This window comes from Arthrobacter sp. 05N428_2, from assembly GCF_056397065.1.
The window spans coordinates 296,265-318,701 of record NZ_JBFTMR010000005.1; the positions used below are offsets into that span (position 1 = coordinate 296,265).

Annotated in this window: 21 protein-coding genes; 4 read left to right on the forward strand and 17 right to left on the reverse strand. The window is 67.2% G+C overall.

What is annotated here, in order from left to right:
* Positions 1 to 77 precede the first annotated feature (77 nt).
* From AC1DGI_RS07995 to AC1DGI_RS08075, 17 genes are all read right to left on the reverse strand, one after another.
* Positions 78 to 791: an FtsB family cell division protein gene (locus AC1DGI_RS07995; RefSeq protein WP_476898378.1), complete on the reverse strand. Its 714-nt coding sequence runs from the start codon at positions 789 to 791 to the stop codon at positions 78 to 80.
* 96 nt (positions 792 to 887) lie between these two features.
* Positions 888 to 2,168, reverse strand: a complete 1,281-nt coding sequence (gene eno, locus AC1DGI_RS08000; protein ID WP_441402986.1) for a phosphopyruvate hydratase — start codon at positions 2,166 to 2,168, stop codon at positions 888 to 890.
* A gap of 189 nt (positions 2,169 to 2,357) precedes the next feature.
* Entirely contained in the window at positions 2,358 to 2,948 is a 591-nt protein-coding gene (locus AC1DGI_RS08005) for a MazG nucleotide pyrophosphohydrolase domain-containing protein (protein WP_476898427.1), read from the reverse strand.
* A 76-nt stretch (positions 2,949 to 3,024) separates the two neighbouring features.
* Positions 3,025 to 4,188 (reverse strand): adenosine deaminase, encoded by a 1,164-nt coding sequence (locus AC1DGI_RS08010; protein ID WP_476898379.1) that lies wholly within the window; start codon positions 4,186 to 4,188, stop codon positions 3,025 to 3,027.
* Between the two features lie 32 nt (positions 4,189 to 4,220).
* Entirely contained in the window at positions 4,221 to 4,934 is a 714-nt protein-coding gene (locus AC1DGI_RS08015; RefSeq protein ID WP_476898380.1) for a DedA family protein, read from the reverse strand.
* A 184-nt stretch (positions 4,935 to 5,118) separates the two neighbouring features.
* On the reverse strand, positions 5,119 to 5,760 hold the full coding sequence (locus AC1DGI_RS08020; protein ID WP_476898381.1) for a DedA family protein: 642 nt from the start codon (positions 5,758 to 5,760) through the stop codon (positions 5,119 to 5,121).
* Positions 5,761 to 5,826: 66 nt separating this feature from the next.
* A complete protein-coding gene (locus tag AC1DGI_RS08025; protein WP_476898382.1) occupies positions 5,827 to 7,149 on the reverse strand; it encodes a thymidine phosphorylase in 1,323 nt (440 codons plus the stop codon).
* Complete coding sequence (locus AC1DGI_RS08030; RefSeq protein ID WP_476898383.1) at positions 7,146 to 7,604, reverse strand: cytidine deaminase; 459 nt, start codon at positions 7,602 to 7,604, stop codon at positions 7,146 to 7,148. The genes AC1DGI_RS08025 and AC1DGI_RS08030 overlap by 4 nt, the downstream gene beginning before the upstream one ends.
* A 5-nt stretch (positions 7,605 to 7,609) precedes the next feature.
* On the reverse strand, positions 7,610 to 9,127 hold the full coding sequence (locus tag AC1DGI_RS08035) for an ABC transporter permease (protein ID WP_476898384.1): 1,518 nt from the start codon (positions 9,125 to 9,127) through the stop codon (positions 7,610 to 7,612).
* Positions 9,124 to 10,518 carry an ABC transporter permease gene (locus tag AC1DGI_RS08040; protein WP_476898385.1) on the reverse strand — a complete coding sequence of 465 codons (1,395 nt, stop codon included), beginning with the start codon at positions 10,516 to 10,518 and terminating at the stop codon, positions 9,124 to 9,126. The genes AC1DGI_RS08035 and AC1DGI_RS08040 overlap by 4 nt, the downstream gene beginning before the upstream one ends.
* Positions 10,511 to 12,106 carry an ABC transporter ATP-binding protein gene (locus AC1DGI_RS08045; RefSeq protein WP_476898386.1) on the reverse strand — a complete coding sequence of 532 codons (1,596 nt, stop codon included), beginning with the start codon at positions 12,104 to 12,106 and terminating at the stop codon, positions 10,511 to 10,513. The genes AC1DGI_RS08040 and AC1DGI_RS08045 overlap by 8 nt, the downstream gene beginning before the upstream one ends.
* 239 nt (positions 12,107 to 12,345) lie before the next feature.
* The gene (locus AC1DGI_RS08050) at positions 12,346 to 13,458 is read right to left on the reverse strand and encodes a BMP family lipoprotein (protein WP_441400409.1); all 1,113 of its coding nucleotides are present in this window, start codon (positions 13,456 to 13,458) and stop codon (positions 12,346 to 12,348) included.
* Between the two features lie 284 nt (positions 13,459 to 13,742).
* Entirely contained in the window at positions 13,743 to 14,774 is a 1,032-nt protein-coding gene (locus tag AC1DGI_RS08055; protein WP_476898387.1) for an NADP-dependent oxidoreductase, read from the reverse strand.
* A complete protein-coding gene (locus AC1DGI_RS08060) occupies positions 14,771 to 15,202 on the reverse strand; it encodes an organic hydroperoxide resistance protein (RefSeq protein ID WP_476898388.1) in 432 nt (143 codons plus the stop codon). The genes AC1DGI_RS08055 and AC1DGI_RS08060 overlap by 4 nt, the downstream gene beginning before the upstream one ends.
* Positions 15,203 to 15,267: 65 nt before the next feature.
* Positions 15,268 to 15,660, reverse strand: coding sequence for a MarR family winged helix-turn-helix transcriptional regulator (locus tag AC1DGI_RS08065; RefSeq protein WP_476898428.1), 393 nt, complete (start codon positions 15,658 to 15,660; stop codon positions 15,268 to 15,270).
* A 369-nt stretch (positions 15,661 to 16,029) separates the two neighbouring features.
* Positions 16,030 to 17,229, reverse strand: a complete 1,200-nt coding sequence (locus AC1DGI_RS08070; protein ID WP_476898389.1) for an amidohydrolase — start codon at positions 17,227 to 17,229, stop codon at positions 16,030 to 16,032.
* Positions 17,230 to 17,343: 114 nt separating this feature from the next.
* Entirely contained in the window at positions 17,344 to 18,501 is a 1,158-nt protein-coding gene (locus tag AC1DGI_RS08075) for a mannose-1-phosphate guanylyltransferase (RefSeq protein ID WP_476898390.1), read from the reverse strand.
* Between the two features lie 335 nt (positions 18,502 to 18,836).
* Between AC1DGI_RS08075 and sdhC the strand changes: the two genes are divergently transcribed.
* The 4 genes from sdhC (at position 18,837) to AC1DGI_RS08095 (ending at position 22,437) form a co-directional block, all read left to right on the forward strand.
* Positions 18,837 to 19,217 (forward strand): succinate dehydrogenase, cytochrome b556 subunit, encoded by a 381-nt coding sequence (sdhC, locus tag AC1DGI_RS08080; protein WP_138770013.1) that lies wholly within the window; start codon positions 18,837 to 18,839, stop codon positions 19,215 to 19,217.
* A gap of 3 nt (positions 19,218 to 19,220) precedes the next feature.
* Positions 19,221 to 19,733: a succinate dehydrogenase hydrophobic membrane anchor subunit gene (locus tag AC1DGI_RS08085; protein WP_441401719.1), complete on the forward strand. Its 513-nt coding sequence runs from the start codon at positions 19,221 to 19,223 to the stop codon at positions 19,731 to 19,733.
* 120 nt (positions 19,734 to 19,853) lie between these two features.
* Positions 19,854 to 21,653: a succinate dehydrogenase flavoprotein subunit gene (gene sdhA / locus AC1DGI_RS08090; RefSeq protein ID WP_441401721.1), complete on the forward strand. Its 1,800-nt coding sequence runs from the start codon at positions 19,854 to 19,856 to the stop codon at positions 21,651 to 21,653.
* A gap of 1 nt (position 21,654) precedes the next feature.
* On the forward strand, positions 21,655 to 22,437 hold the full coding sequence (locus tag AC1DGI_RS08095; RefSeq protein ID WP_476898391.1) for a succinate dehydrogenase iron-sulfur subunit: 783 nt from the start codon (positions 21,655 to 21,657) through the stop codon (positions 22,435 to 22,437).

Consider the following 22,437-nt stretch of genomic DNA (forward strand, 5'->3'; position numbering starts at 1 on the left):
TTCTGGTCCACTGGTGCGGCACCTTCCTGCCCTGTGGGGACTACCGGATGGCGGTAGTCCGGCGGCGGGCGCCGCTCTTAGTCTGTTGCCGACCGCCTGATGGACTCCCAGAGGGAATCCACCCACGGCAGATTGGCCGGGTCTGCGGCAGTTCCTTCGGCGGTGCGGGCACCGCTCGTCCCGGGAGGCAGATCGCTGCCGAAAACCCAGTAGCCGGTTTCGCCGGGCATAACCATGTTAATCCGGTCGCGGGCCTGTTGCTTCACGTAGTTCGGGTCCTGCCAGCGCGTGAGCTGGCGCTTCAGGTCTGTCTGCTTGGTCTGCTGGGCTGAGATGTCTGCCTGCAACGCTGAGATTTCGGCGCGTTTTTCGACGAAAATTTTAACTGTGGGCGCCAGCATGATGGTGATGGCGACCATCACCAGGCCCAGGGCCAGCATGCGGCCGGAGAAGGCCTTCGCCGGGACGGGCCCGAGGTCGTCCGGTTCGCCGGCGGGGTTGCCGGCGGGGTTGCCGGCGTGGCCCGTGGCTGCCCTGGCGGGCCCGCCGGCGGAGCTTCGTACCGCTCCCGCCGGTGTCCCTGCGGGGGCGCGGCGGCTAGTCTCAGCTGGGACGGCGGCCGACGGTGCGTTGCCACTTCGGGTAGGCGGGACGTCCGGACCGGTTCCGCGCCGGGAGCCGCCGAAGTCGGCCTTGATGACATCGCCGCCGTCGGCTTCCCCCTGGCCGGCGGCCGAAGACTTCGAGGCCGCAGGGGCGGCCCGGGGAACCTTGGGACGGCGGGTTGCCATGTCACTCCTTCAAACAGGCCACAAAAAGACCGGCCAAACAGAACCGGTGGCCATGGTCATTCCACCATAGCCACCGGTTCCTGATTTTTGCGGGTACTAGCCCTTGAAACGCGGGAAGGCGCTGCGTCCGGCGTAGCGTGCGGCGTCGTCGAGTTCTTCCTCGATGCGGAGCAGCTGGTTGTACTTGGCGACGCGCTCGGAGCGGGCCGGGGCACCGGTCTTGATCTGGCCCGCGTTGGTGGCAACCGCGATGTCGGCAATCGTGGTGTCCTCGGTTTCGCCGGAGCGGTGCGAGGTGATGGTCGTGTAACCGGCGCGCTGGGCCAGGGAGACGGCGTCGAGCGTTTCGGTCAGCGAGCCGATCTGGTTGACCTTGACGAGCAGCGAGTTGGCGGTCTTCGAATCGATGCCGGTCTGCAGCCGCTCCGGGTTGGTGACGAACAGATCGTCGCCCACGATCTGGACCTTGTCGCCGATCGCATCCGTGAGGGTCTTCCAGCCCTCCCAGTCGTTCTCGTCCAGCGGGTCCTCGATCGAGACCAGCGGGTAGTCGGCGACCAGTTCCGCGTAGTAGGCGCTCATGTCGGCTGAGCTGAGGGTCTTGCCTTCGAACTGGTAGGCGCCGTCCTTGAAGAATTCGGAGGAGGCGACGTCGAGGGCGAGCGCGATGTCCTTGCCCGGGGTGTAACCGGCGTTCTTGATGGCTTCCTGGATCAGGTCCAGGGCCGCGCGGTTGGAGGGCAGGTTCGGTGCGAAGCCGCCCTCGTCGCCGAGGCCGGTGGCCAGGCCCTTGGACTGCAGCACCGCCTTGAGCGCGTGGTAGACCTCGACGCCCCAGCGCAGGCCCTCGGAGAAGGTTTCGGCGCCGAGCGGGACCACCATGAATTCCTGGATGTCGACGTCGGAGTCGGCGTGCGAGCCGCCGTTGAGGATGTTCATCAGCGGCACCGGCAGGACGTGGGCGTTCGGGCCGCCCAGGTACTTGTAGAGCGGCAGGTCGGCCGAGGCGGCTGCGGCGTTGGCGACGGCGAGCGAGACGCCCAGGATCGCGTTGGCGCCGAGCTTGCCCTTGTTGGGGGTGCCGTCCAGGTCGATCATGGCCTGGTCGATGCTGCGCTGGTCGGTCGCGTCGAAGCCAATCAGCGCGGGCGCGATCTGGTCGATGACTGCGTCGACGGCCTTCTGGACACCTTTACCCAGGTAACGGCCCTTGTCGCCGTCGCGGAGCTCCACGGCCTCATGCTCGCCGGTGGAGGCGCCGGAGGGAACTGCTGCGCGGCCGATCTGGCCGTCGGAGAGCAGAACTTCAACTTCTACTGTCGGGTTGCCGCGGGAATCGAGAATCTCGCGGGCGTGGATGGCATCGATAAGCGCCATGAATATGCTCCTTTGGGTGAAGCGATCTGCTGGGAATCTGACTGCTGGGAATCTAGCGGTGGATCGAGCTGAAAACCGACGTCCTCGTCGTCTCTAGCCTAGTCGAGAGTGGGCCTCGTTACGGAAGGCTATCCAGTCCCCGGACGCTGCGCAGGTATCCTCCGGCGGGATGCCGCGCGATGCCGGTCTTCACGTGCCGGAACCGGGGCGTGCGTTGTGTTCGAAGCGCCGGTTGGCGGCGCGCAGGGCACGTTCGGCGTCCAGTCCGTTGCGGCGGGCGGCGGCGACAATGCCGAACAGCAGTGCGCCGAGCTCCTCCTCGGTGGCGGCTCCCGCACCGGAGGCGGGTTCAGTGGCCGGCGGCAGGCCGGCGCGGCCGGCGCGGTCCAGCAGCTTCTGTGCCCGGGCCAGCGCCGGCAGCGCGGCCGGCACGCCCTCGAACGCGTCCCGGCGTTCGGGCTTCTCGGCCTTTTTGACGGCGTCCCAGGTCAGCACGATCTCCTGCACCGTGGCCGGGAAGGAGTCCTGCAGGGAGCCGTCGGGGCGGAAGACGTGCGGATTGCGCCGGACCATCTTCTCCTGCAGCCCCCGGGCGACGTCGTCGAAGTCAAAGGCGCCGCGCTCCTCGGCGAGCCGGGCATGCAGGACCACCTGCAGCAGGACGTCGCCGAGTTCGGCCTGAAGTTCGGTGTCGCCGCCGCCGGCTTCGATGGTGTCGGCGACCTCAAAGGCCTCCTCGAGGAGGTACTCCACGAGGGATTCGTGGCTGAGGGCGCCCATCCAGGGGCAGTGGACGCGCAGCTCGGCGGCTGTTCGCAACAGGTCGCCGAGCGGAGCGTCCACGGCGTTGGGGTCCTTAGCCAAGGTCGGCGTAGGCCTCGTTGATGTACTCGACCAGGGCTTCCTTTTCCTCCAGCGGCAGGAAGGCGGCCTCGGCCGCGTTCAGGGTCAGCTCGAGCAGGTCGTCCAGGTCGTAGTCGAAGGTTTCCACGAGCAGTTCGAACTCGTCCGTCAGGGTCACGCCGCTCATCAGCCGGTTGTCCGTGTTGATCGTGACGTTGAAGCCGAGCTGGTAGAGCATGTCCACCGGGTGGCTTTCGATGCCCTCACCGAAGCGGGCGATCGCGCCGGTCTGCAGGTTGGAGGACGGGCAGATTTCCAGGGCGATGCCCCGGTCCCGGACCCAGCTGGCGAGCTCGCCGAGGGTCACGAGGCCGATGTTGTCATCGACTTCGTCACTGTCGGGGTCCGCGTCGCCGGCGCCGTCCTCGTCGAACTCGACGGTGACGTCTTCGGCGATCCGCACGCCGTGGCCCAGGCGCAGGGCCCGGCCGTCCACCAGCGCGGACTGGATGCTCTCCAGGCCGGCGGCTTCGCCGGCGTGGATGGTGGCCGGGAAATTGTGCTGGGCCAGGTAGGTGAAAGCGTCCTTGAAGCGGGCCGGGAGGAAGCCGTCCTCGGCGCCGGCAATATCGAAGCCCACGGCGCCCTTGTTGCGGTGCCGGACGGCAAGTTCTGCGATCTCCTGGCCGCGGTCGGCGTGCCGCATGGCCGTGATCAGCTGGCCGACCTGGATATCGCGGCCGGTCTCGGCCACGGCGTCGACGCCCGCGTCGAGGCCGGCTTGGACTGCCTCAACCGCGTCGTCCAGGGACAGGCCCTGCTGCAGGTGCTGCTCCGGGGCCCAGCGCACCTCGCCGTACACGACGCCGTCGTCCGCGAGGTCCTCGACGAATTCCTTCGCGACGCGGAACAGGCCTTCCTTGGTCTGCATGACGGCGATGGTGTGGTCGAAAGTCTCAAGGTAGCGCACCAGCGAGCCGGAGTCGGCGGATTCGCGGAACCACTCGCCCAGCGCCACCGGGTCGGTGGAGGGCAGAGTGTGGCCGGCTTGTTCGGCAAGTTCAATGATGGTGGCGGGGCGCAGGCCGCCGTCCAGATGGTCGTGAAGCGAAACCTTGGGGAGGCTCTTCAGGTCGAAGTCGAGGTCAGGGGCAGCGTCAAGATTAGTCTCAGTCACGTTCCAACCATAGGGTCGGACGGCGCCGCGCGCTACTTGCGGGACGCGTCGCTGTCCGCGGTCCGGGCACCGAGCGCGGAGCCGGGCGCCGGCACCGCCCCGTCGTCCGGCACGGCGTCCGCGGGCGCCGGCTGGTCGTGCCGTCCGAGGCGGTTGTGCCACCACCGCAGGGCGTGGTCGATGGCAACGCCCAGGACAAGCGCAAACACGACGGCGATCCCGGCGCTCAGGAGCGGGTTGTGGTGCAGCCAGGGGAAGGAGCTGGCCAGGACGCCGATCCCGATCGAGTAGACCACCCAGGTGAAGCAGGCGAAGGCGTCCAGGAAGAAGAACCTGCGGCGCGGGAAGGCCGTGGTGCCTGCGACGTAGTTGACGGCCACCCGGCCCCAGGGAATGTAGCGGGCCGTGAAGATCAGCACGGCGCCGCGTTTCTCAAGTTCGTAGCGGGCCCAGCCGAACACCCGTTGCACCTTCGGCTTGCGCATCCAGCGAAACCGCTCAAGGCCGATCTTCCGGCCCAGCAGGTAGGCCATGTTGTCGCCGGCGATCGCGCCGACCAGTGCCGTCAGGCCGAGCAGCCACAGGTTGGGCTCGCCGCTGTGCCGCGAATAGGCGGCCAGTGCCACGATCAGCGTCTCGCTGGGGACCACCATGGCGAAGCCGTCAACGAAGAAAAAGGCCAGCAGCACGGGGTAGATCCACCACTGTCCGGCTGCATGGAGCACGGCCTCATTAATGAACTCCACGCGGCTGTGCTCCTAGACAACTGAAAGGGTCGGGACGTAACCGGGACGGACTGGATTGGAACTCACAGGCAGACGGCACCGACGTGACATGAATCGCACCTAAGTGTCCCACGCGCGGGGCGTATTGCGCTACGCGCGCTGCATGATGACGCCGGCTGCGGCTCCGGCGTGCTCGGCACGGTTCCTACCCCTCGGCTGGCGGCGCTGACCGGTCCGCCGCCAGCTCCTCAGGCAGCCTGCCGCGCAGCCTGCTGATGGCGAGGTCGACGGCGATGCCCAGGGCAATGGCGCAGATGATGGCGATGCTGGCGCCCAGCAGGTGGTTGTCCTCGAACCACTGGCCGAAGAAGAGACCGATGGCGACCGAGTAGCCGGACCACAGCATGGCGGACAGGACCGTTAGCCCGACGAAACTGGAGTGCGCGTAGTTGGTGGCGCCGGCGGTCAGGTTGACGGCCACCCGGCCGATCGGGACGAACCGCGCAACCATGATCAGCGACGCCGGCCGTTTCCGGAGCTCGTCGCCCGCCCACCGGAATGCCCGCTGTGCCCGGTGCCTGCGCATCCATGCCCAGCGGCCGGTTCCGGTGGCCCGGCCGATCAGGTAGGCGATGTTGTCTCCGGCAAAGGCGCCGGCGGCGGCCACCACGATCAGCAGGAGCGGGTCGGGCACCCCGGCTGAGGCGGCGACGGCCGCCAGGCCGACCACCACCGATTCGCTCGGGACCGGCGGAAAAAACCCGTCGATCAAGCAGCAGGCGAAGACGAGGAACAGGGCCCAAGGCTGGCCTGCGGCTGCCAGGATGAAGTCGTTAATTGCCTGCACGGTTTCCTAACGCACGGCGGAACCCGGTTTCTCCCGGAATGCTGGTGCCAGTCTAATGCCGGACGCCTAGGCGATGCGGTCGATGATGAGTTGCTGGGCCGGCCGGGAGCCTTCGGGTGCGATCACTGCGGCGTGTTCGAGCGCCTCTTTGGCCCGCTCGAATTTCCCCGGGGTGTCCGTGAGCAGAGTCATCAGCGGCTCGCCAGCGCGGACCGTGGCGCCTGGTTTGGCGTGCATCCGTACCCCGGCTCCGGCCTGGACCTGGTCCTCCTTGCGGGCGCGGCCGGCGCCAAGACGCCAGGCCGCGACACCCACGGCCATCGCGTCGAGCTCCACCAGCACGCCGTCGGCCGGCGCGTAAATGGTCTCGGATTCCTCGGCGACGGGGAGCTTCGCCCGCGGGTCGCCGCCCTGGGCCTCGATCATCCGGTTCCAGACGTCCATGGCCCGGCCGTCCTTGAGCGCGGCGCGCGGATCGGCGTCGCGGATGCCGGCGCCGGCCAGCATCTCTTCGGCCAGGCGGACAGTCAGTTCGACGACGTCTTCCGGGCCGCCGCCGGCGAGAACCTCCACGGATTCCTCGACCTCGATCGCGTTGCCCGCGGTGAGGCCCAGAGGCGTATTCATGTTGGTCAGGAGCGCCACCGTGTGGACACCTGCGTCCTTGCCTAGGGCCACCATGGTTTCGGCCAGTTCCCGCGCCCGAGCCTCATCCTTCATGAACGCGCCGCTGCCCACCTTGACGTCCAGGACCAGCGACCCGGTGCCCTCGGCGATCTTCTTGCTCATGATCGAGGAGGCGATCAGCGGAATGGCCTCCACCGTGCCGGTCACATCGCGGAGCGCATAAAGCTTCTTGTCCGCGGGGGCCAGCCCGGCGCCTGCGGCGCAGATGACGGCTCCCACGTCCTGCAGTTGGGCCAGCATTTCCTCGTTGCTCAGGTCCGCGCGCCAGCCCGGGATCGCTTCCAGTTTGTCCAGCGTGCCGCCGGTGTGGCCGAGGCCGCGGCCGGAGAGCTGCGGGACAGCGACGCCGAAGACAGCCACCAGCGGGGCCAGCGGAAGGGTGATCTTGTCCCCCACGCCGCCGGTGGAGTGCTTGTCCGTGGTGGCTTTCACGCCGCCGTCGGGCCGGCGCAGGCTGGAGAAATCCATCCGCTCGCCGGAGGCGATCATCGCGGCGGTCCAGCGGGAAATCTCGGCCCGGTCCATTCCGTTGAGCAGAATGGCCATGTTGAGGGCCGCCATCTGTTCCTCGGCGATTGCGCCGCGCGTGTAGGCGTCGATCGTCCAGTCGATCTGGGCGGCGCTGAGGACGCCTTTGTCCCGCTTGATGCGGATGATGTCGACGGCGTCAAACGCGTCAGCGCGGCTGCTGGTCTGTGTCACGGGGTTTCCTCCAGGTTCTCGGGGCCAAATGCATCGGGCAGCACCTGGTCCATCGTCTTGATGCCGTGGGTGGTCATGAGCTCCATGTCGGGGGCCCGGAATTCGTAGAGCAACTGCCGGCAGCGGCCGCACGGCATCAGCACGCTGCCGTCCGCGTCCACGCAATAGAAGGCGCGCAGCAGACCGCCGCCGGTCATGTGCAGGTTGCCGACCAGCGCGCATTCGGCGCACAACGTGAGCCCGTAACTGGCGTTCTCGACGTTGCAGCCACTCACGATCCGGCCGTCCGCGGTGAGGGCAGCCGCCCCCACCGCGAACTTCGAATACGGTGCATAGGCATTCTTCATCGCCGCGACCGCGGCGGACGCCAGGGCCGCCCAGTCGACGCCGGGGGCCGGGGCGCCGGAACCTGCGACGCCGGGACCCGGGGCCCCGAAGGCCTGCTCTTCGCGCATGGCTCTCAGCCCTTGACGTACGGTATGCCGTCGGCCGCGGGCGGCCTGGACCGTCCCACCAGCCCGGCGACGGCGATCACGGTCAGGGCGTACGGCAGCATTGCCATGAACTGGCTGGGCACCGGTGAGCCGATGATGGTGATGATGCTCTGCAGGTTGTCGGCGAAGCCGAACAGCAGCGCGGCCAGGAACGCCCCGATGGGGTTCCAGCGGCCGAAGATCATGGCCGCCAGGGCGATGTAGCCGCGGCCGCCGGACATGTCCTTGCTGAACGCGTCCACCGAGACCAGGGTGAAGAAGGAGCCTCCGATACCGGCGATCGCCCCGCCCATGAGGACGTTAAGGAATCGGGTCCGGTTGACGTTGATGCCCACCGTGTCCGCCGCCTGCGGGTGTTCGCCGACGGCACGCACGCGAAGGCCCCACTTGGTGTGGAACAGGCCCACGTAGACCACGATCACGGCGACGTACATCAGGTAGCCCACCAGCGACTGATGGAACAGGATGGGTCCGATGATCGGGATGTCGGCGAGGAACGGGATGTCGACCGCCTGCAGCCGGCCGGGCTTGTTCAGGTGCTCGGGATCGGCCGTGAGCAGGGTGGAGAACAGGAAGCTGGTGAGGCCGCTGATCAGGACGTTGAGCACCACGCCGACGATGATCTGGTTGACGAGGTATTTGATGCTCACCACGGCCAGGACCAGGGACACGAGCGCACCCGCCACTGCCGCCGAGATGAGTCCCACGTAGACGTTGCCCGAAACGGTGGCGACGACGGCGGCCGAGAAGGCGCCGAGGAGCAGCTGGCCCTCGATGGCGATGTTCACCACGCCGGCACGCTCGCAGAGCACGCCGGAGAGCGAGCCGAAGACCAGCGGAACGGCCAGGGTCACCGCGCCGGCCATCAGCCCGCCGAGGGAGATAGACGGTTCGGTGTCCCGGCCACCGGCGACGATCCAGATCATGAAGCCGACCAGGAAGACCACCGCGAAGGTGCCGCCCAGCCACGCCGGGACCTTCTTCCGCTGTACGGTCAGGAAGCAGGCGTACCCGGCCAGTGCCAGCAGCAGGACGGAGCAGATCCAGCCGAGCACCATCGAGGGTACGGTGATCTTCTCTACCCGGGCGACGCCCAGGGCGGCAAGACCAAGGACGACGACGGCGGCGATGGTGGTCGCGGGAATCCAGCGGTCCACCGGAGCGCCCTCGCGGCGCTGGCTGATCCACCGGTAGCCGACGTACGCGGCGGCCGCCAGGGCGACGGCCAGGGTGATCCAGGCCGCCGCGGAGGAGGCGCTGGGGTCTCGTGCCTCGGCGATCCGGAAGCCGGCGGACTTAGTGTTGGCCAGGAAGCCGAACAGGACCGTGCCAAGGACGGCCAGCAGGCCCAGCCCGACGCCGGCCTTCCAGCTCACCAGCTCCGAGGTGGCCGCCGTGGCGCCGCTCCGGCCGTTGCCGGCGCGGTTGGCGCCGTGTCCGGTGCCGGGCTGCTTGCTGGCGGGAGATTGTGTCGTGGCGCTCATGCTGCCGCTCCGCTCTTCACGCCGCCGGTGGTTGAGCCGACGGTTCCACTTTTGGTGGTCTTCTTCTTACGGGGGGTAAGTCCGAATATCGCACGGACCAGCGGCGGCGCCGCGATGAACAGCACGATCAGCGACTGGATGACCAGCACAATGTCGATCGGGGTCTGCGTCTGCGCCTGCATGGCCACGCCGCCGGCGCGGAACGCACCGAACAGCAGGCCCGCGAAGAAGGTTCCCCACGGCGTCGAGCGTCCCAGCAGTGCCACCGTGATGGCGTCAAAGCCGATCGAGGCGGCGACGCCGCCGGAAAGGTACTTCTCCGTACCGGACACCTGGGCGATGCCGGCCAGCCCCGCCAGGGCGCCGGCGATCGCCATCACCAGGATGGTGCTGCGGGCGACGTTGATCCCGGCGGTGCGGGCGGCGCTGGGGTTCGCCCCGACGGCCCGGAACTCGAAGCCGATCGTGGACCGGTTCAGCAACCACCAGACGAACGCGGTGGCCACGATCGCGGCCAGAAAGCCGGCGTGCAGGCGGAACTGCGGTCCCAGCAGTTCCGGGAACAGCGCGGTGGAGTCCAGGAACGGCGAGATGGGGTTGGTGGATCCCTTGCGCTGGAACGCCGGGGTGGTGAGCAGGAAGAGCAGCAGGAAGTTGGCGATGTAGTTGAGCATGATGGTCACGATCACCTCATGCGCGCCGGTGCGGGCCTTCAACAGGCCCACGACGCCGCCCCAGACCGCGCCGCCGACCAGGCCGGCGAGGATGACCACCAGTAGGTGCAGCCCGATCGGCAGGTGCCAGGCGAAGCCGGCATAGGCGCCGAAGAGCGCACCGAAGATGATCTGGCCCTGCGCACCGATGTTGAACAGACCGGCGCGGAACGCCAGGGCGACGCCGAGCCCGGCGCAGATCAGCGGGGTGGCAACCGTGAAGGTCTCGGTGATCGGGTACAACTGGGCGCCCAGGTCGGTGCCGGCCCAGTTGAAGATCGAGCCTTGCACCAGCGCAATGTACGGCCGGATGACCTCGGTCAGGAGGTCCCCGGGCTGGGCGAAGAAGTAGCCTGCCGCGGCCGCGACCTTGGGATTGGTCACGGCCATCAGGATGCCGCCGAGCACGATGGCGAGCAGCACGGACAGAACGGAAACCATGGCGTTGCCGGTGAAGATCTGGTGCAGCACCGAGCCGCCGTCCCCGTTCCGGTCCCGGCTGCGCCGCTGGGTGGCGGCCGGAACCGCCGACGGCGGCATCTGGCCGCCGGCGGTGTCGAGGACGACGTCCGAGGCCACGGCCTCGGTGGGGGTAGGCGCAGGGGCCTCGAGCCCAGCGGGTTCTGCTACGGGTTTGTGAGCGGGAGCAGCCGGCTCCGGGGTTGTCTTCTCAGACATGGGTTTCTCCTTCGTGGCCGGCAGGCTCCGGAACCGCCGCCGTCGTCGTGCCGCTGGGGGCGTGGGCGGAGGCGCTGGCTTCGGCTTCTGCGGCCGGAACGCCGGCCATCATCAGGCCCAAGGCGTCGCGGGACGTGGTGGCGGGAACGATGCCCACCAGCCGTCCACGGTAGAGCACCGCGATCCGGTCGGCCAACTGCATCACTTCGTCCAGTTCGGTGGAGACGATCATGACGGGCGTGCCGTGGTCACGCTCGGCGATCACGCGCTTGTGGACGAACTCGATCGAGCCGACGTCGAGCCCGCGGGTGGGCTGCGAGGCGATGAACAGGCGCAGCGGACGGGAGAGTTCGCGGGCCAGGACGACCTTCTGCTGGTTGCCGCCGGAGAGCGTGCCCACCGCGGCCGAGACCGACGGGGTGCGGACGTCGAATTCCTCGACCTTCTTGGCCGCGTTTTCCGCGATCACACCCGGCTTCATGCCGACGCCGCGCGCGAAGGGTGCCTTGTCGTAGAGGTCCAGGATCATGTTTTCGGAGATGGTGAACGTGCCGACGAGCCCGTCCAGGGTGCGGTCCTCGGGGACGAAGCCGACGCCGGCGCCGAGCACGTGCTTGACGCTCTTGCCCAGCAGTTCCTCGCCGTCGAGGGTGATGGAGCCGGCGACGTGCGGCTGCACCCCGAGGATGGCCTCGGTCAGTTCCGTCTGGCCGTTGCCTTGCACGCCGGCGATGGCGAGCACCTCGCCCTTGGCAATGTCGAAGGACAGGTCGTCGACGACGCGCTGGCCGTTGTGGTCGGTCACGGTCAGGTTCCGGACCTTGAAGGTCACCTCGCCGGTCTTGGCCGGGGACTTGTCCAAAGACAGGCTCACCGCGCGGCCGACCATGGCGGAAGCCAGCTCGGTAGCGGAAGCCGTCGGGTCGGCCTGGCCCACCACCTTGCCGCGGCGGATGACCGTGATGGTGTCCGAGATGGCTTTGACTTCACGCAGTTTGTGGGAAATGAAGACGATCGACTTACCGTCCCGCTTCAGCTGCCGGATGATGTCCAGGAGTTCATCGGTCTCCTGCGGCGTCAGCACGGCGGTGGGTTCATCCAGGATGAGCACCTCGGCGTCGCGGACCAGGGCCTTGATGATCTCGACCCGCTGCTGGACGCCGACGGGGAGGTCCTCCACCATGGCGTCGGGGTCGACGTCGAACCCGTACTGGTCCGAGATCCGGCGGATCTTCTCGCGCGTGGCGTCCAGATTGAGCAGGCCGGCGGCTTTGGTGGTCTCGTTGCCCAGCGCCACGTTCTCGGCCACGGTGAAGACCGGGATGAGCATGAAGTGCTGGTGGACCATGCCGATGCCGGCGGCCATCGCCTCACCGGGGTCCTTGAACACGACGGGTTTGTCGTCGACCAGGATCTCACCTTCGGTCGGGTCGTACAGGCCGTAGAGCACGTTCATCAGGGTGGATTTCCCTGCGCCGTTTTCTCCCAGCAGGCAGTGCACCTGCCCCGGCTCGACGACCAAATCGATGTGGTCATTGGCTACCAGGGACCCGAATCGCTTCGTGATCCCTTTCAGTTCGAGTTTCAAAACCCCAACCAATCTGTGTGTGTATTGATCTGCTCCGGCGCGCTGTCGGCGCCGGGGCAGCGGGTAATCCCAGCCTAGTGTTACGGGTGGTTCCTGGGCAGGGCAGGCCGCCAGCAAAAAAGCTGCCGGCAGGCCGCTGCTGGCGGTCCCCGGGCAGGGCAGCTTGGCCAGCAAAAGAGAACGCGCTGCCCTTCGGCCGAGGTGACGGCGGAAGGGCAGCGCGCCCCGCGGTTCGGTGCCTACTTGGTCGGGCTGGACTTCGACTCGACCTTGACGTTACCGGAGATGATGTCCTTCTTGAGCTGGTCCAGTTCGCTCTTGAGGTCTGCCGGAACAGCGGAATCGAGATCGTGGAACGGGGCCAGGGCCACGCCGCCGTTTTCGAGGGTTCCGATGTAGGGAGCGGCGTCGAACTTGCCGTCCTTATCGTCCTTGATGACCGACTCCACAGCGGTGGACATGGTCTTCTGGACGGAGGAGAGGATCACGGACTTGTACTCCGCGGCGGTGAGGTAGCCATCGGAGTCAACCCAGATCAGCTTGGCGTCCTTGCCCTTGGCCTTGGCGTCCAGGATCGCGCTGCCTGCCCCGCCGCCGACCGGTCCGGCCACCGGCAGGACGATGTCGGCACCCTGGTCCAGGAAGCCCTGGGTCAGGACCTTGCCCTTGTCGACCTGCTTGAAGTCACCGACGAAGGTGCCGTCCTGCTTGTCCTTGTCCCAGCCGAGGAGCTGGACGTTCTTGCTCTTCTTCTGGTTGTAGTACTTCACGCCGTCGGCGAAGCCGTCCATGAAGATGGTGACGGTGGGGATGTTGATGCCGCCAAAGGTGGCGACCTTGCCGGTCTTGGTGGTGCCTGCGGCCAGGTAGCCGGCCAGGAACGCAGCCTGGGCCGTGTCGTAGACGATCGGCTTGACGTTCTTGGGGAATGTGGGGTCGTTGTAGTCGATGATCGCGAAGTGGCTGTTCGGGTTGGCCGTCGCGATGGACTTCGTGGCGTCGCCGAGCAGGAACCCGACCGTCACGGTGAGCTTGCAGCCCTGCTGCACCATGGAGCGCAGGTTCGGATCGTAGTCAGTGTCAGCCTTGGACTGGACGTGCTTCTCCTGGATGCCGAGATCCTTGACGGACTGCTGCAAACCTTCGTAACCGGACTGGTTGAACGACTTGTCGTCGAATCCGCCGGAGTCGGACACCATGCACGCGGTGTAGTCCGATTTCGTCGCCGAGCCGGAAGCAGCCGGCGAGGTCGGGGCGGCACCGCACCCGGTGAGCAGCAGGGCGGCCGCGCCCGCGGTGGCGACACCGGCCATTGAACCGCGCTTGAAGGTTGCGCGCAGTGAGTTCTTCAAAGTTCCTCCAGGAAGAAAGAGATAAGCGCTGCGTCGAGTCCAATGAGTCTGCTTCCGGTTTTCCCCCGAAACACTGTTGTCACTGACGGATTCGCAGCACTGCGCCGAGGCGCACGGATGCAAGCCACTTTAGTGGCCCGGAACACGTCGAGTAACACACTTCACAGCCATTTCCCAGATTGTTGAGAACTTGTTACCAAGCGGTATGCCCTCCTGTGCGGAAACACGCTTGAGGCCCCGAAATCGCAGACATCGGGGCCTCAAGGGTTGCTGCGGGAGTCCGGTCAGAGCCGGACGAGCATCTTTCCGGTGTTGGCGCCCTCCAGCAGGTCGATGAAGGCCTGCGGCGCGTTCTCCAGCCCGTCTACTACTGTCTCGTCGTAGCGGACTGTGCCGTCGGCCAGCCACGCAGCCATCTGACCGGCGAACTCGGCCGCGTGCTGCTGCTGGCCGCTGACCAGGAAGCCGCGGAGGGTGAGCTGCTTGCCGATGGCCAACGCAAGGTTGCGGGGTCCGGCCGGTGCCTCGGTGGAGTTGTACTGCGCGATGGCGCCGCACATGGCGACCCGTCCGCCAACGTTCAGCACCGAAAGCGCGGCCTCCAGGTGCTCGCCGCCGACGTTGTCGAAGTAGACATCAATGCCCTGCTCCCCCGCAGCCTGCTGCAACAGTTCACGGACGGGCCCGTCGTGATAGTTGAAGGCGGCGTCGAAGCCCAGTTCCAGCAGCCGGGCGACCTTTTCCGGGGTGCCGGCACTTCCGATCACCCGTGAGGCTCCCTTGGCCTTCGCGATCTGGCCCACGAGGGAGCCCACGGCTCCGGCCGCACCGGAGACGAAAACGGCGTCACCGGGCTTGAATTCCGCGACCTTGAGCAGCCCGGTGTACGCCGTCAGGCCGGTCATCCCGAGCGCGCCGAGGAACGCAGACGCCGGTGCCAGGTCGGTGCGGGCCGGCATCGTTGCGCCGGCATTCAGCACGGCGTAGTCCCGCCAGCCAAGCTGGTGCACGACGGTGTCCCCCACCGAACGCTCCGCGGAACGGGACGCGATCACTTCACCGACGGCGCCGCCGTCGAGCGCGGCACCGAGGGCGAACGGCGCGGAGTAGGACTTGACGTCGTTCATCCGGCCGCGCATGTAGGGGTCCACGGAGATATAGAGGTTGCGGACCAGGACCTGGCCGTCCTGCAGTTCGGGCAGGGGCGACTCGGCGAGACGGAAATTGTCCGGGACGGGGCGGCCGTGCGGCCGGGACGCGAGCTGGATTTCGCGGGTGGTGGTGGGGAGCGTGGTGCTCTCAGGGGTGGTGCTCATGCTGCGACCTCCAGGATTTTGATGTCCACGGCGATGTTGCCGCGGGTGGCGTTCGAATACGGGCAGATCTGGTGCGCCTTGGCCACCAGGGCCTCGGCGGTTTCCCGGTCCACGGCGGGCAGGGCGATCTCGAGTTCGGCCGCGAGGCCGTAGCCGGCTCCTTCTTCGAGTGCGCCGAAGTGGATCTTGGCGGCAACGGCCGAATCGGTCAGGTCGGCGCGCTCCTTACGGCTGACGAGGCGCAGGGCGGAGTGGAAGCAGGCCGCGTAGCCGGCAGCGAAGAGCTGCTCGGGATTCGTACCTTCGCCGGTGCCGCCAAGTTCCACCGGGCTCGCCAGGCTGACGGTGAGTTTGCCGTCGCTGCTTTGCGCGTTGCCGTCACGTCCGTCGCCGGACGCCAGTGCTTCGGCGGTGTAGAGGGTCTTCACGGGGGTTCCAATCTGTTGGGGAGCAGGAAAGTATGGGGAGCCGCGGACCGCCGTCTGCCGGCGGGTCAGTGGGCCGAGTGCAGGGCGGCCGTGAGCCGGACGAGTGTCTCGCGGAGCTGGTCCAGTTCGGCGGCCGACAGTCCGGCGGAGTCCGCCAGCCGCTGCGGGATCCCTTTGGCGCGGGCACTGAGGGCGGTGCCCGCCGCGGTGAGAAAGACCTCGACGCGCCGCTCATCCGCGGCGGACCGCCGTCGTTCCACCAACCCAAGCGACTCGAGCCGCTTGAGCAGCGGCGAGAGGGTGCCGGAATCCAAACCGAGTTCCCGGCCCAACCCGCGGACACTACGGGGCTGGTCCTCCCACAGCACCATCATTACGAGGTACTGCGGGTAGGTCAGGCCGAGTTCGTCGAGCATGGGCCGGTACGCAGCGGTGGCGGCCCGCGACGCCGCGTACATGGCGAAGCACACCTGGCGATCGAGACGGGGAGCATCGAGCCGGGGTGCATCCAATCCGGAGGGGTTGTGCGGAACGGTTTCAGTCACCCAATAACCGTAGCCCACAATTCAATTGTGCACAACCTAACGGCCCCGCACCTACCTACGCCTCCGGCGGCCTGGCAGGGGTCCGCGGGGGCACACGCCGGATTTCCCCATGTATGCCGGGCGCCGACGGCGTGTCGGTCCGGAATGCCGGCGCGTCCCGACGTCGTGCCCTCAAGGGTGGGGAGGTTCCGCGCGGCGTCGCGGGCCGCAGGGCAGACCGGCAGGCAATCCCGGCAGGGCAGCCGGACCGACATCCGACGCAGGCCGGAGCCGGGGTGTGGATCAGAGGTCGCGGAGGGTGCGCAGGGCGGCCGCCGTGAGCACCTGGATGCCCAATCCCAGCGAGCGCTCGTCCAGGATGTAGTCGCCCCGGTGCAGGTCGTACTCTTCGCCGCCGGCGGTTTTTGTGCCCAACCGCATCATGGCGCCGGGCAGGTCCGCCAGGAACCAGGCGAAGTCTTCGCCGCCCATGGACTGGGGCGTCAGCACGACGGAGCTCTCGCCGATTTCGGCGCGGGCGGCGGCCTCGATCAGCGCGGTTTCGTGTTCGGAGTTCACCACCGGCGGCACGCCGCGGGTGTGTTCAAGGTGCACGTCGACGCCGTAGGGCGCCGCGATCTGCTGCACCACCTCGTCGAGGATCTGCCCGGCGCTGTGCCAGGCATCCCGGTCCAGGCAGCGCATGGTGCCCGCCATGTAGCCGCTGCCGGGAATCGCGTTCGGGGCCGAGCCGGCCGAAATCTGCCCCCACACCACGGACACGCCGCTGCGCACGTCGACGCGGCGGGACAGCACGGCCGGGACGTTGACGGCGATCTGGGCCAGGGCAAAGACCAGTTCCTCGGTCAGGTGCGGGCGTGAGGTGTGGCCGCCGCGGCCGCTCAGTTCTATCTTGATGGTGTCCGACGCCGAAGTGATGGCTCCGATCCGGGTGCCGATCTTGCCAACCTCGATCCGGGGGTCGCAGTGCAGCGCCAGGATCCGCGGCACTCCCTCGAGGACTCCCTGCTCGATGCAGGCGTGCGCGCCGCCGGGCATGGTCTCCTCGGCCGGCTGGAAGATGATCCGCACCGTGCCGCCCAGCGGCGAGGACTCGTGCATCTGCTGCAGGACCAGGGCGATGCCCAGCATCGTGGTGGTGTGGACGTCGTGGCCGCACGCGTGGGTCACGCCATGGTTGCGGGACGCGAACGCCAGCCCGGTCTCCTCGATGATGGGCAAGGCGTCGATGTCGCCGCGGAGGGCGGTGGCAATGGGCCCCTCCCCCACATCCACGGTCAGCCCGGTGCCCTCGAGCCGGCGCGGTTTGAGGCCGGCAGCCTCAAGCCGACGGGCCAGCTTGTCCGTGGTGCGGAATTCCTTGAAGGAGAGTTCCGGGTGCGCATGGAGGTCGCGGCGGAACTCGATCAGCTCCGGCAGGAGTGGCACCAGCCACGGCCGCACCAGGGTGGTCGGTTCAGCTTCAGTAGTGTAATTGCGCACACAATCACTGTAGCGAGAGTCCTAAAAATAGCGGCATCGCGGACGGTGCATTACGGCCAGCGCGCCCCGGATTGCCGCCGGAACAAGCCCCGAAGCAGGCCGCTACCCGAAGCGCTAGAGAACGTCCGTGTCGCCGCTGGCCTTGAGCGCGTCCACCGCTGCCTTGACCCGTTGCGAGTGCGCCTTGGTGGTCACGAGCAGCGCATCCGGGGTATCGACGATCACCACGTCCTTGATGCCGATCAGGGCGATCACGCGCTTGGTGTCGGTGACCACGACGCCGCTGGCATCTTCGGTGAACACCCGGGCACCCTCGCCGATCACGGTGACGTCGTCGACTTCCTTGGCGCTGTTCAGCCGGCCCACGGAGGCGAAGTCTCCGACGTCGTCCCAAAGGAAGGATCCGGGCACGACGGCGACGTCCCCGGCGGCTGCGGCGGGCTCGGCTACCGCATAGTCGATGGCGATCTTGGGCAGGGTGGGCCAGACTCGGGCCGTGACCTCGTCGCGCAGCGGGGTGTCCCAGGCCTTGGCGATTTCCTGCAGACCCGCGAAGAGTTCCGGCTGGTTGGCTTCCAGGTGCTTGAGCATGAGCGAGACCGGCGCGACGAACATGCCGGCGTTCCAGACGTATTCGCCGCTGTCCAGGTATTGCTGGGCGACTTCCTCGCTGGGCTTTTCGACGAATTCGACCACCGTGTGGGCGTTCGGGGCGCCGGCCACACTCAGCTTCTCGCCGGCCCGGATATAGCCGAAGCCGGTGGAGGGATGCGTGGGCTTGATGCCGATGGTCACGATCTTTCCGGCGGCTGCGGTGTGGATGGCCTCGCGGACGGCGTCCTGGAACAGCCCGACCGGGCTGATGACCTGGTCCGCGGCGAACGACCCCATGATGGCGTCGGGATCGCGCTCGTAGAGGATGGCCGCGGCGAGGCCAATGGCCGCCCCCGAATCCTTGGGCTCGCTCTCCAGCACCAGGTCCGACTCTGCCACCTCAGGCAACTGCCGGCAAACGGCCTCGCGGTGCGCCGTACCGGTGACCACCAGCACGCGATTTCCGGCGAGGGGCTCGAGCCGGTCGTAGGTGGCGCGCAGCAACGTGCTGCCGGACCCTGTGAGGTCGTGCAGGAATTTAGGGGCGGCGGCCCGGGACAGCGGCCAGAGCCGGGTTCCCACACCGCCAGCGGGAATCACCGCGATGAAGCGGTCCAGCGGGGAATCCGCCGCAGCGCCCTGAGGTGAGTCGTGGCTGGTCACATTGTCAGTAGTCATCACGGCTACTTTAGCCGAACCCCGCCGTGCGCCCTCGGGCGCGGCCTCGGGGTCCCCCACCGGGGACGCCCACCGGGGACCCCGGGGACCCTGGGCACCCCCAGGGCCGGCAGCGGTGGCACGTACGCAAAAAGACAGCGGGAGCCAGTGAATGTGGTCTTCGTCTCAAAACCGGCCAAAAACCGCGCGGGGCGCCGTCACCAACGATCCGCTGAATTGAATAAGCTGTGAGCGAAGCCTAGATTTAGGCTTGAGCTTACGAGTGCTCTCGCAGCAGGCGTTCCCCCCGCGTGGATCCCATGCCAGCGCCGCTGTGTTGCAGGGAGGTTTATTCAGTGCCGACAAAACCAGCTGGCACCTTGTACCGCGGCCGTGAAGGCATGTGGTCTTGGGTTGGACATCGCGTTACCGGTGTAGTGATCTTTTTCTTCTTGTTGGTCCATGTGCTGGACACCTCATTGGTGCGTGTGTCCCCCGAGGCCTACACCGCCGTGATCGGTGCCTACAAGAACCCCCTTATGGCCCTGGGTGAAACGGGCCTTGTCGCAGCGATCGTGTTCCACGCCTTCAACGGCCTGCGGATCATCGCCGTCGACTTCTGGAAGAAGGGCGCCAAATACCAGCGCCAGATGCTGTGGACGGTCCTGGCCCTCTGGGTCGTCGTCATGGTCGGCTTCTCCATCCGCCACCTGTCCCTCGCTTTCGGAGGTCACTAAGCCATGAGTGCAACCCAAATTCAAACCCCACGTAGTGGACACGGCAGGAGTGGACAAAACAGCAGCGGCAAGGGCACCGGCGGCAAGATCGCGCCGCAGTACCGCCGCAGCGGCTCCTCCAAGGGCAACTTCGAGATGCTGGCATGGCTCTTCATGCGGCTTTCCGGCGTCGTGCTCGTGGTCCTCATCTTCGGACACCTGACCGTCAACCTGTTGGTCGGCGAAGGCATCCACGCGATCGACTTCGGCTTCGTCGCAGGCAAATGGGCCGACCCGTTCTGGCAGGTCTGGGACCTGGCCATGCTGTGGCTCGCCATGCTGCACGGCACCAACGGCGTGCGCACCATCATCAATGACTACGCCGAACGGGACGCGACGCGTTTCTGGCTGAAGATCGTGCTCTACGCGGCCGCCGCGGCGATCGTCATCCTGGGCACGCTGGTGATCTTCACCTTCAACCCGTGCCCCGTGGTCGACGGCGTGCAGCTGCCCGGCGGGTTCTGCCCCGCTCCGTAGCGGTCCGGGCCTCCGGGCGTTGATCCTTGCCTGCCCGTGCCGGCCAGGATCACGAGATCTCACTGCGCAGGCTAGGCCGGCGGTGTTTTACAGCGAATTTTGAGAGAAAGAGCATCTGGTATGCAGGTCCATAAGTACGACGTCGTCATTGTCGGCGCCGGTGGCGCTGGCATGCGCGCCGCGATTGAATCCGGTCAGCGCGCACGAACAGCAGTACTGACCAAGCTTTATCCCACCCGCTCCCACACCGGCGCGGCGCAGGGTGGCATGTGTGCCGCCCTGGCCAACGTCGAAGAAGACAACTGGGAGTGGCACACCTTCGACACCGTCAAGGGCGGCGACTACCTCGTCGACCAGGACGCTGCCGAGGTCATGGCAAAGGAAGCGATCGACGCCGTCCTGGACCTGGAGAAGATGGGCCTGCCGTTCAACCGGACGCCCGAGGGCCGGATCGACCAGCGCCGCTTCGGCGGGCACACCCGCGACCACGGCAAGGCGCCGGTCCGCCGTGCGTGCTACGCCGCGGACCGCACCGGGCACATGATCCTGCAGACCCTGTACCAAAACTGCGTCAAGCACAACGTCGAGTTCTACAACGAGTACTACGTGCTGGACCTGCTGACGGTCGAGGAAGACGCGGTCCGCGAGGACGGCACCCCGTACAAGCAGAAGCGCGTGGCCGGCGTCGTGTCCTACGACCTCGCCTCCGGTGAACTGCACGTGTTCCAGGCCAAGTCCGTGATCTTCGCCTCCGGCGGTGCCGGCAAGGTCTTCAAGACCACCTCCAACGCCCACACCCTCACCGGTGACGGCATGGGCATCGCGTTCCGCCGCGGCATCCCGCTCGAAGACATGGAGTTCTTCCAGTTCCACCCGACCGGCCTGGCCGGCCTGGGCATCCTGCTGTCCGAGGCCGCCCGCGGCGAGGGCGCCATCCTGCGCAACTCCGAGGGTGAGCGCTTCATGGAGCGCTACGCCCCCACTATCAAGGACCTCGCCCCGCGCGACATTGTGGCCCGGTCCATGGCCAACGAGGTCCGCGAAGGCCGCGGCTGCGGCCCGAACAAGGACTATGTCCTGCTTGACCTGACGCACCTGGAGCCGGCGCACATCGACGCCAAGCTGCCGGACATCACCGAGTTCGCCCGCACCTACCTCGGTGTGGAACCGTACACGGAGCCGGTCCCGGTCTTCCCGACGGCGCACTACGCCATGGGCGGCATCCCCACCAACATCAGCGCCGAGGTCCTGCAGGACAACGACACCGTCATCCCGGGCCTCTACGCCGCGGGCGAGGTCGCCTGCGTGTCAGTGCATGGCTCCAACCGCCTGGGCACCAACTCGCTGCTGGACATCAACGTCTTCGGCAAGCGCGCCGGCGTCGCCGCCGCGGAGTACGCCAAGACCGCTGACTACGTCGAACTCCCCGCCGATCCCGAGGCGTACACGCTGAACCTGCTGGACCACGTCCGCACCTCGGACGGTACCGAAAAGGTGGCCCAGATCCGCAAGGACCTTCAGGACACCATGGACGCCAACATGCAGGTGTTCCGCACGGCCGACACGCTGAACCAGGTCCTCACGGACATCGCGTCCTTCGAGGAGCGGTACCAGCGCATCAGCGTCCAGGACAAGGGCAAGCGCTTCAACCTGGACCTGCTGGAGGCCGTGGAACTGGGCTTCCTGCTGGAGCTCGCCAAGGTCATGACCGTGGCTGCCCTGCACCGCGAGGAATCCCGCGGCGGACACTTCCGCGAGGACTTCCCCGAGCGCGACGACGAAAAATTCATGAAGCACTCCATGGCGTACAAGGATGACCACGCCCCGGCGGACGGTTCCGCCGAGGCGATTGCCGGCATCCGGCTTGCCACCAAACCGGTGGTCTTTACGCGTTACGAGCCGATGGTGAGGAAGTACTAAGATGACCGCTGAACTCGCTGAGCCAGCCTCAAAGATCGAACTGCCCGCCGGCGTCGGCGGCGGCGGGGAGATCCCGTCCTTCGATGTCACGCTGCGCGTGCGCCGCTACAACCCCGAGGTCTCGGACGAATCGACCTGGGACGACTTCCACGTCACGATGTACGGCACCGACCGTGTCCTCGACGCCCTGCACAAGATCAAGTGGGAACAGGACGGCAGTGTTTCGTTCCGCCGCTCCTGCGCCCACGGCGTCTGCGGCTCCGACGCCATGCGCATCAACGGCCGCAACCGCCTGGCCTGCAAGACCCTGCTCAAGGACCTGGATACCACCAAGCCCATCACGGTCGAGCCGATCAAGGGCCTGCCGGTCGAAAAGGACCTGATCGTGGACATGGAGCCGTTCTTCCAGTCCTTCCGCGAAGTCATGCCGTTCCTGATCAACAAGGGCCACGAGCCCACCAAGGAGCGCCTGCAGTCCGCCGAGGACCGCGAGCGGTTCGATGACACCACCAAGTGCATCCTTTGCGCCGCGTGCACGTCGTCCTGCCCAGTGTTCTGGACCGACGGACAGTACTTCGGCCCGGCGGCGATCGTCAACGCGCACCGCTTCATCTTCGATTCCCGTGATGACGCCGGCGACATGCGCTTGGAGATCCTAAACGACAAGGAAGGCGTGTGGCGCTGCCGCACCACCTTCAACTGCACCGAGGCCTGCCCGCGCGGCATCCAGGTCACGCAGGCCATTGCCGAGGTCAAGCAGGCCATCCTGGCCCGCAAGATCTAG

Coding starts and splice junctions, on each gene's coding strand:
- AC1DGI_RS07995 (WP_476898378.1), bottom strand. CDS start 791: ATGGCAACCCGCCGTCCCAAGGTTCCCCGGGCCGCCCCTGCGGCCTCG.
- eno (WP_441402986.1), bottom strand. CDS start 2,168: ATGGCGCTTATCGATGCCATCCACGCCCGCGAGATTCTCGATTCCCGC.
- AC1DGI_RS08005 (WP_476898427.1), bottom strand. CDS start 2,948: ATGGGCGCCCTCAGCCACGAATCCCTCGTGGAGTACCTCCTCGAGGAG.
- AC1DGI_RS08030 (WP_476898383.1), bottom strand. CDS start 7,604: ATGCGCGAAGAGCAGGCCTTCGGGGCCCCGGGTCCCGGCGTCGCAGGT.
- AC1DGI_RS08035 (WP_476898384.1), bottom strand. CDS start 9,127: ATGAGCGCCACGACACAATCTCCCGCCAGCAAGCAGCCCGGCACCGGA.
- AC1DGI_RS08040 (WP_476898385.1), bottom strand. CDS start 10,518: ATGTCTGAGAAGACAACCCCGGAGCCGGCTGCTCCCGCTCACAAACCC.
- AC1DGI_RS08055 (WP_476898387.1), bottom strand. CDS start 14,774: ATGAGCACCACCCCTGAGAGCACCACGCTCCCCACCACCACCCGCGAA.
- AC1DGI_RS08065 (WP_476898428.1), bottom strand. CDS start 15,660: ATGTACGCGGCGTCGCGGGCCGCCACCGCTGCGTACCGGCCCATGCTC.
- AC1DGI_RS08075 (WP_476898390.1), bottom strand. CDS start 18,501: ATGACTACTGACAATGTGACCAGCCACGACTCACCTCAGGGCGCTGCG.
- AC1DGI_RS08085 (WP_441401719.1), top strand. CDS start 19,221: ATGAGTGCAACCCAAATTCAAACCCCACGTAGTGGACACGGCAGGAGT.
- sdhA (WP_441401721.1), top strand. CDS start 19,854: ATGCAGGTCCATAAGTACGACGTCGTCATTGTCGGCGCCGGTGGCGCT.
- AC1DGI_RS08095 (WP_476898391.1), top strand. CDS start 21,655: ATGACCGCTGAACTCGCTGAGCCAGCCTCAAAGATCGAACTGCCCGCC.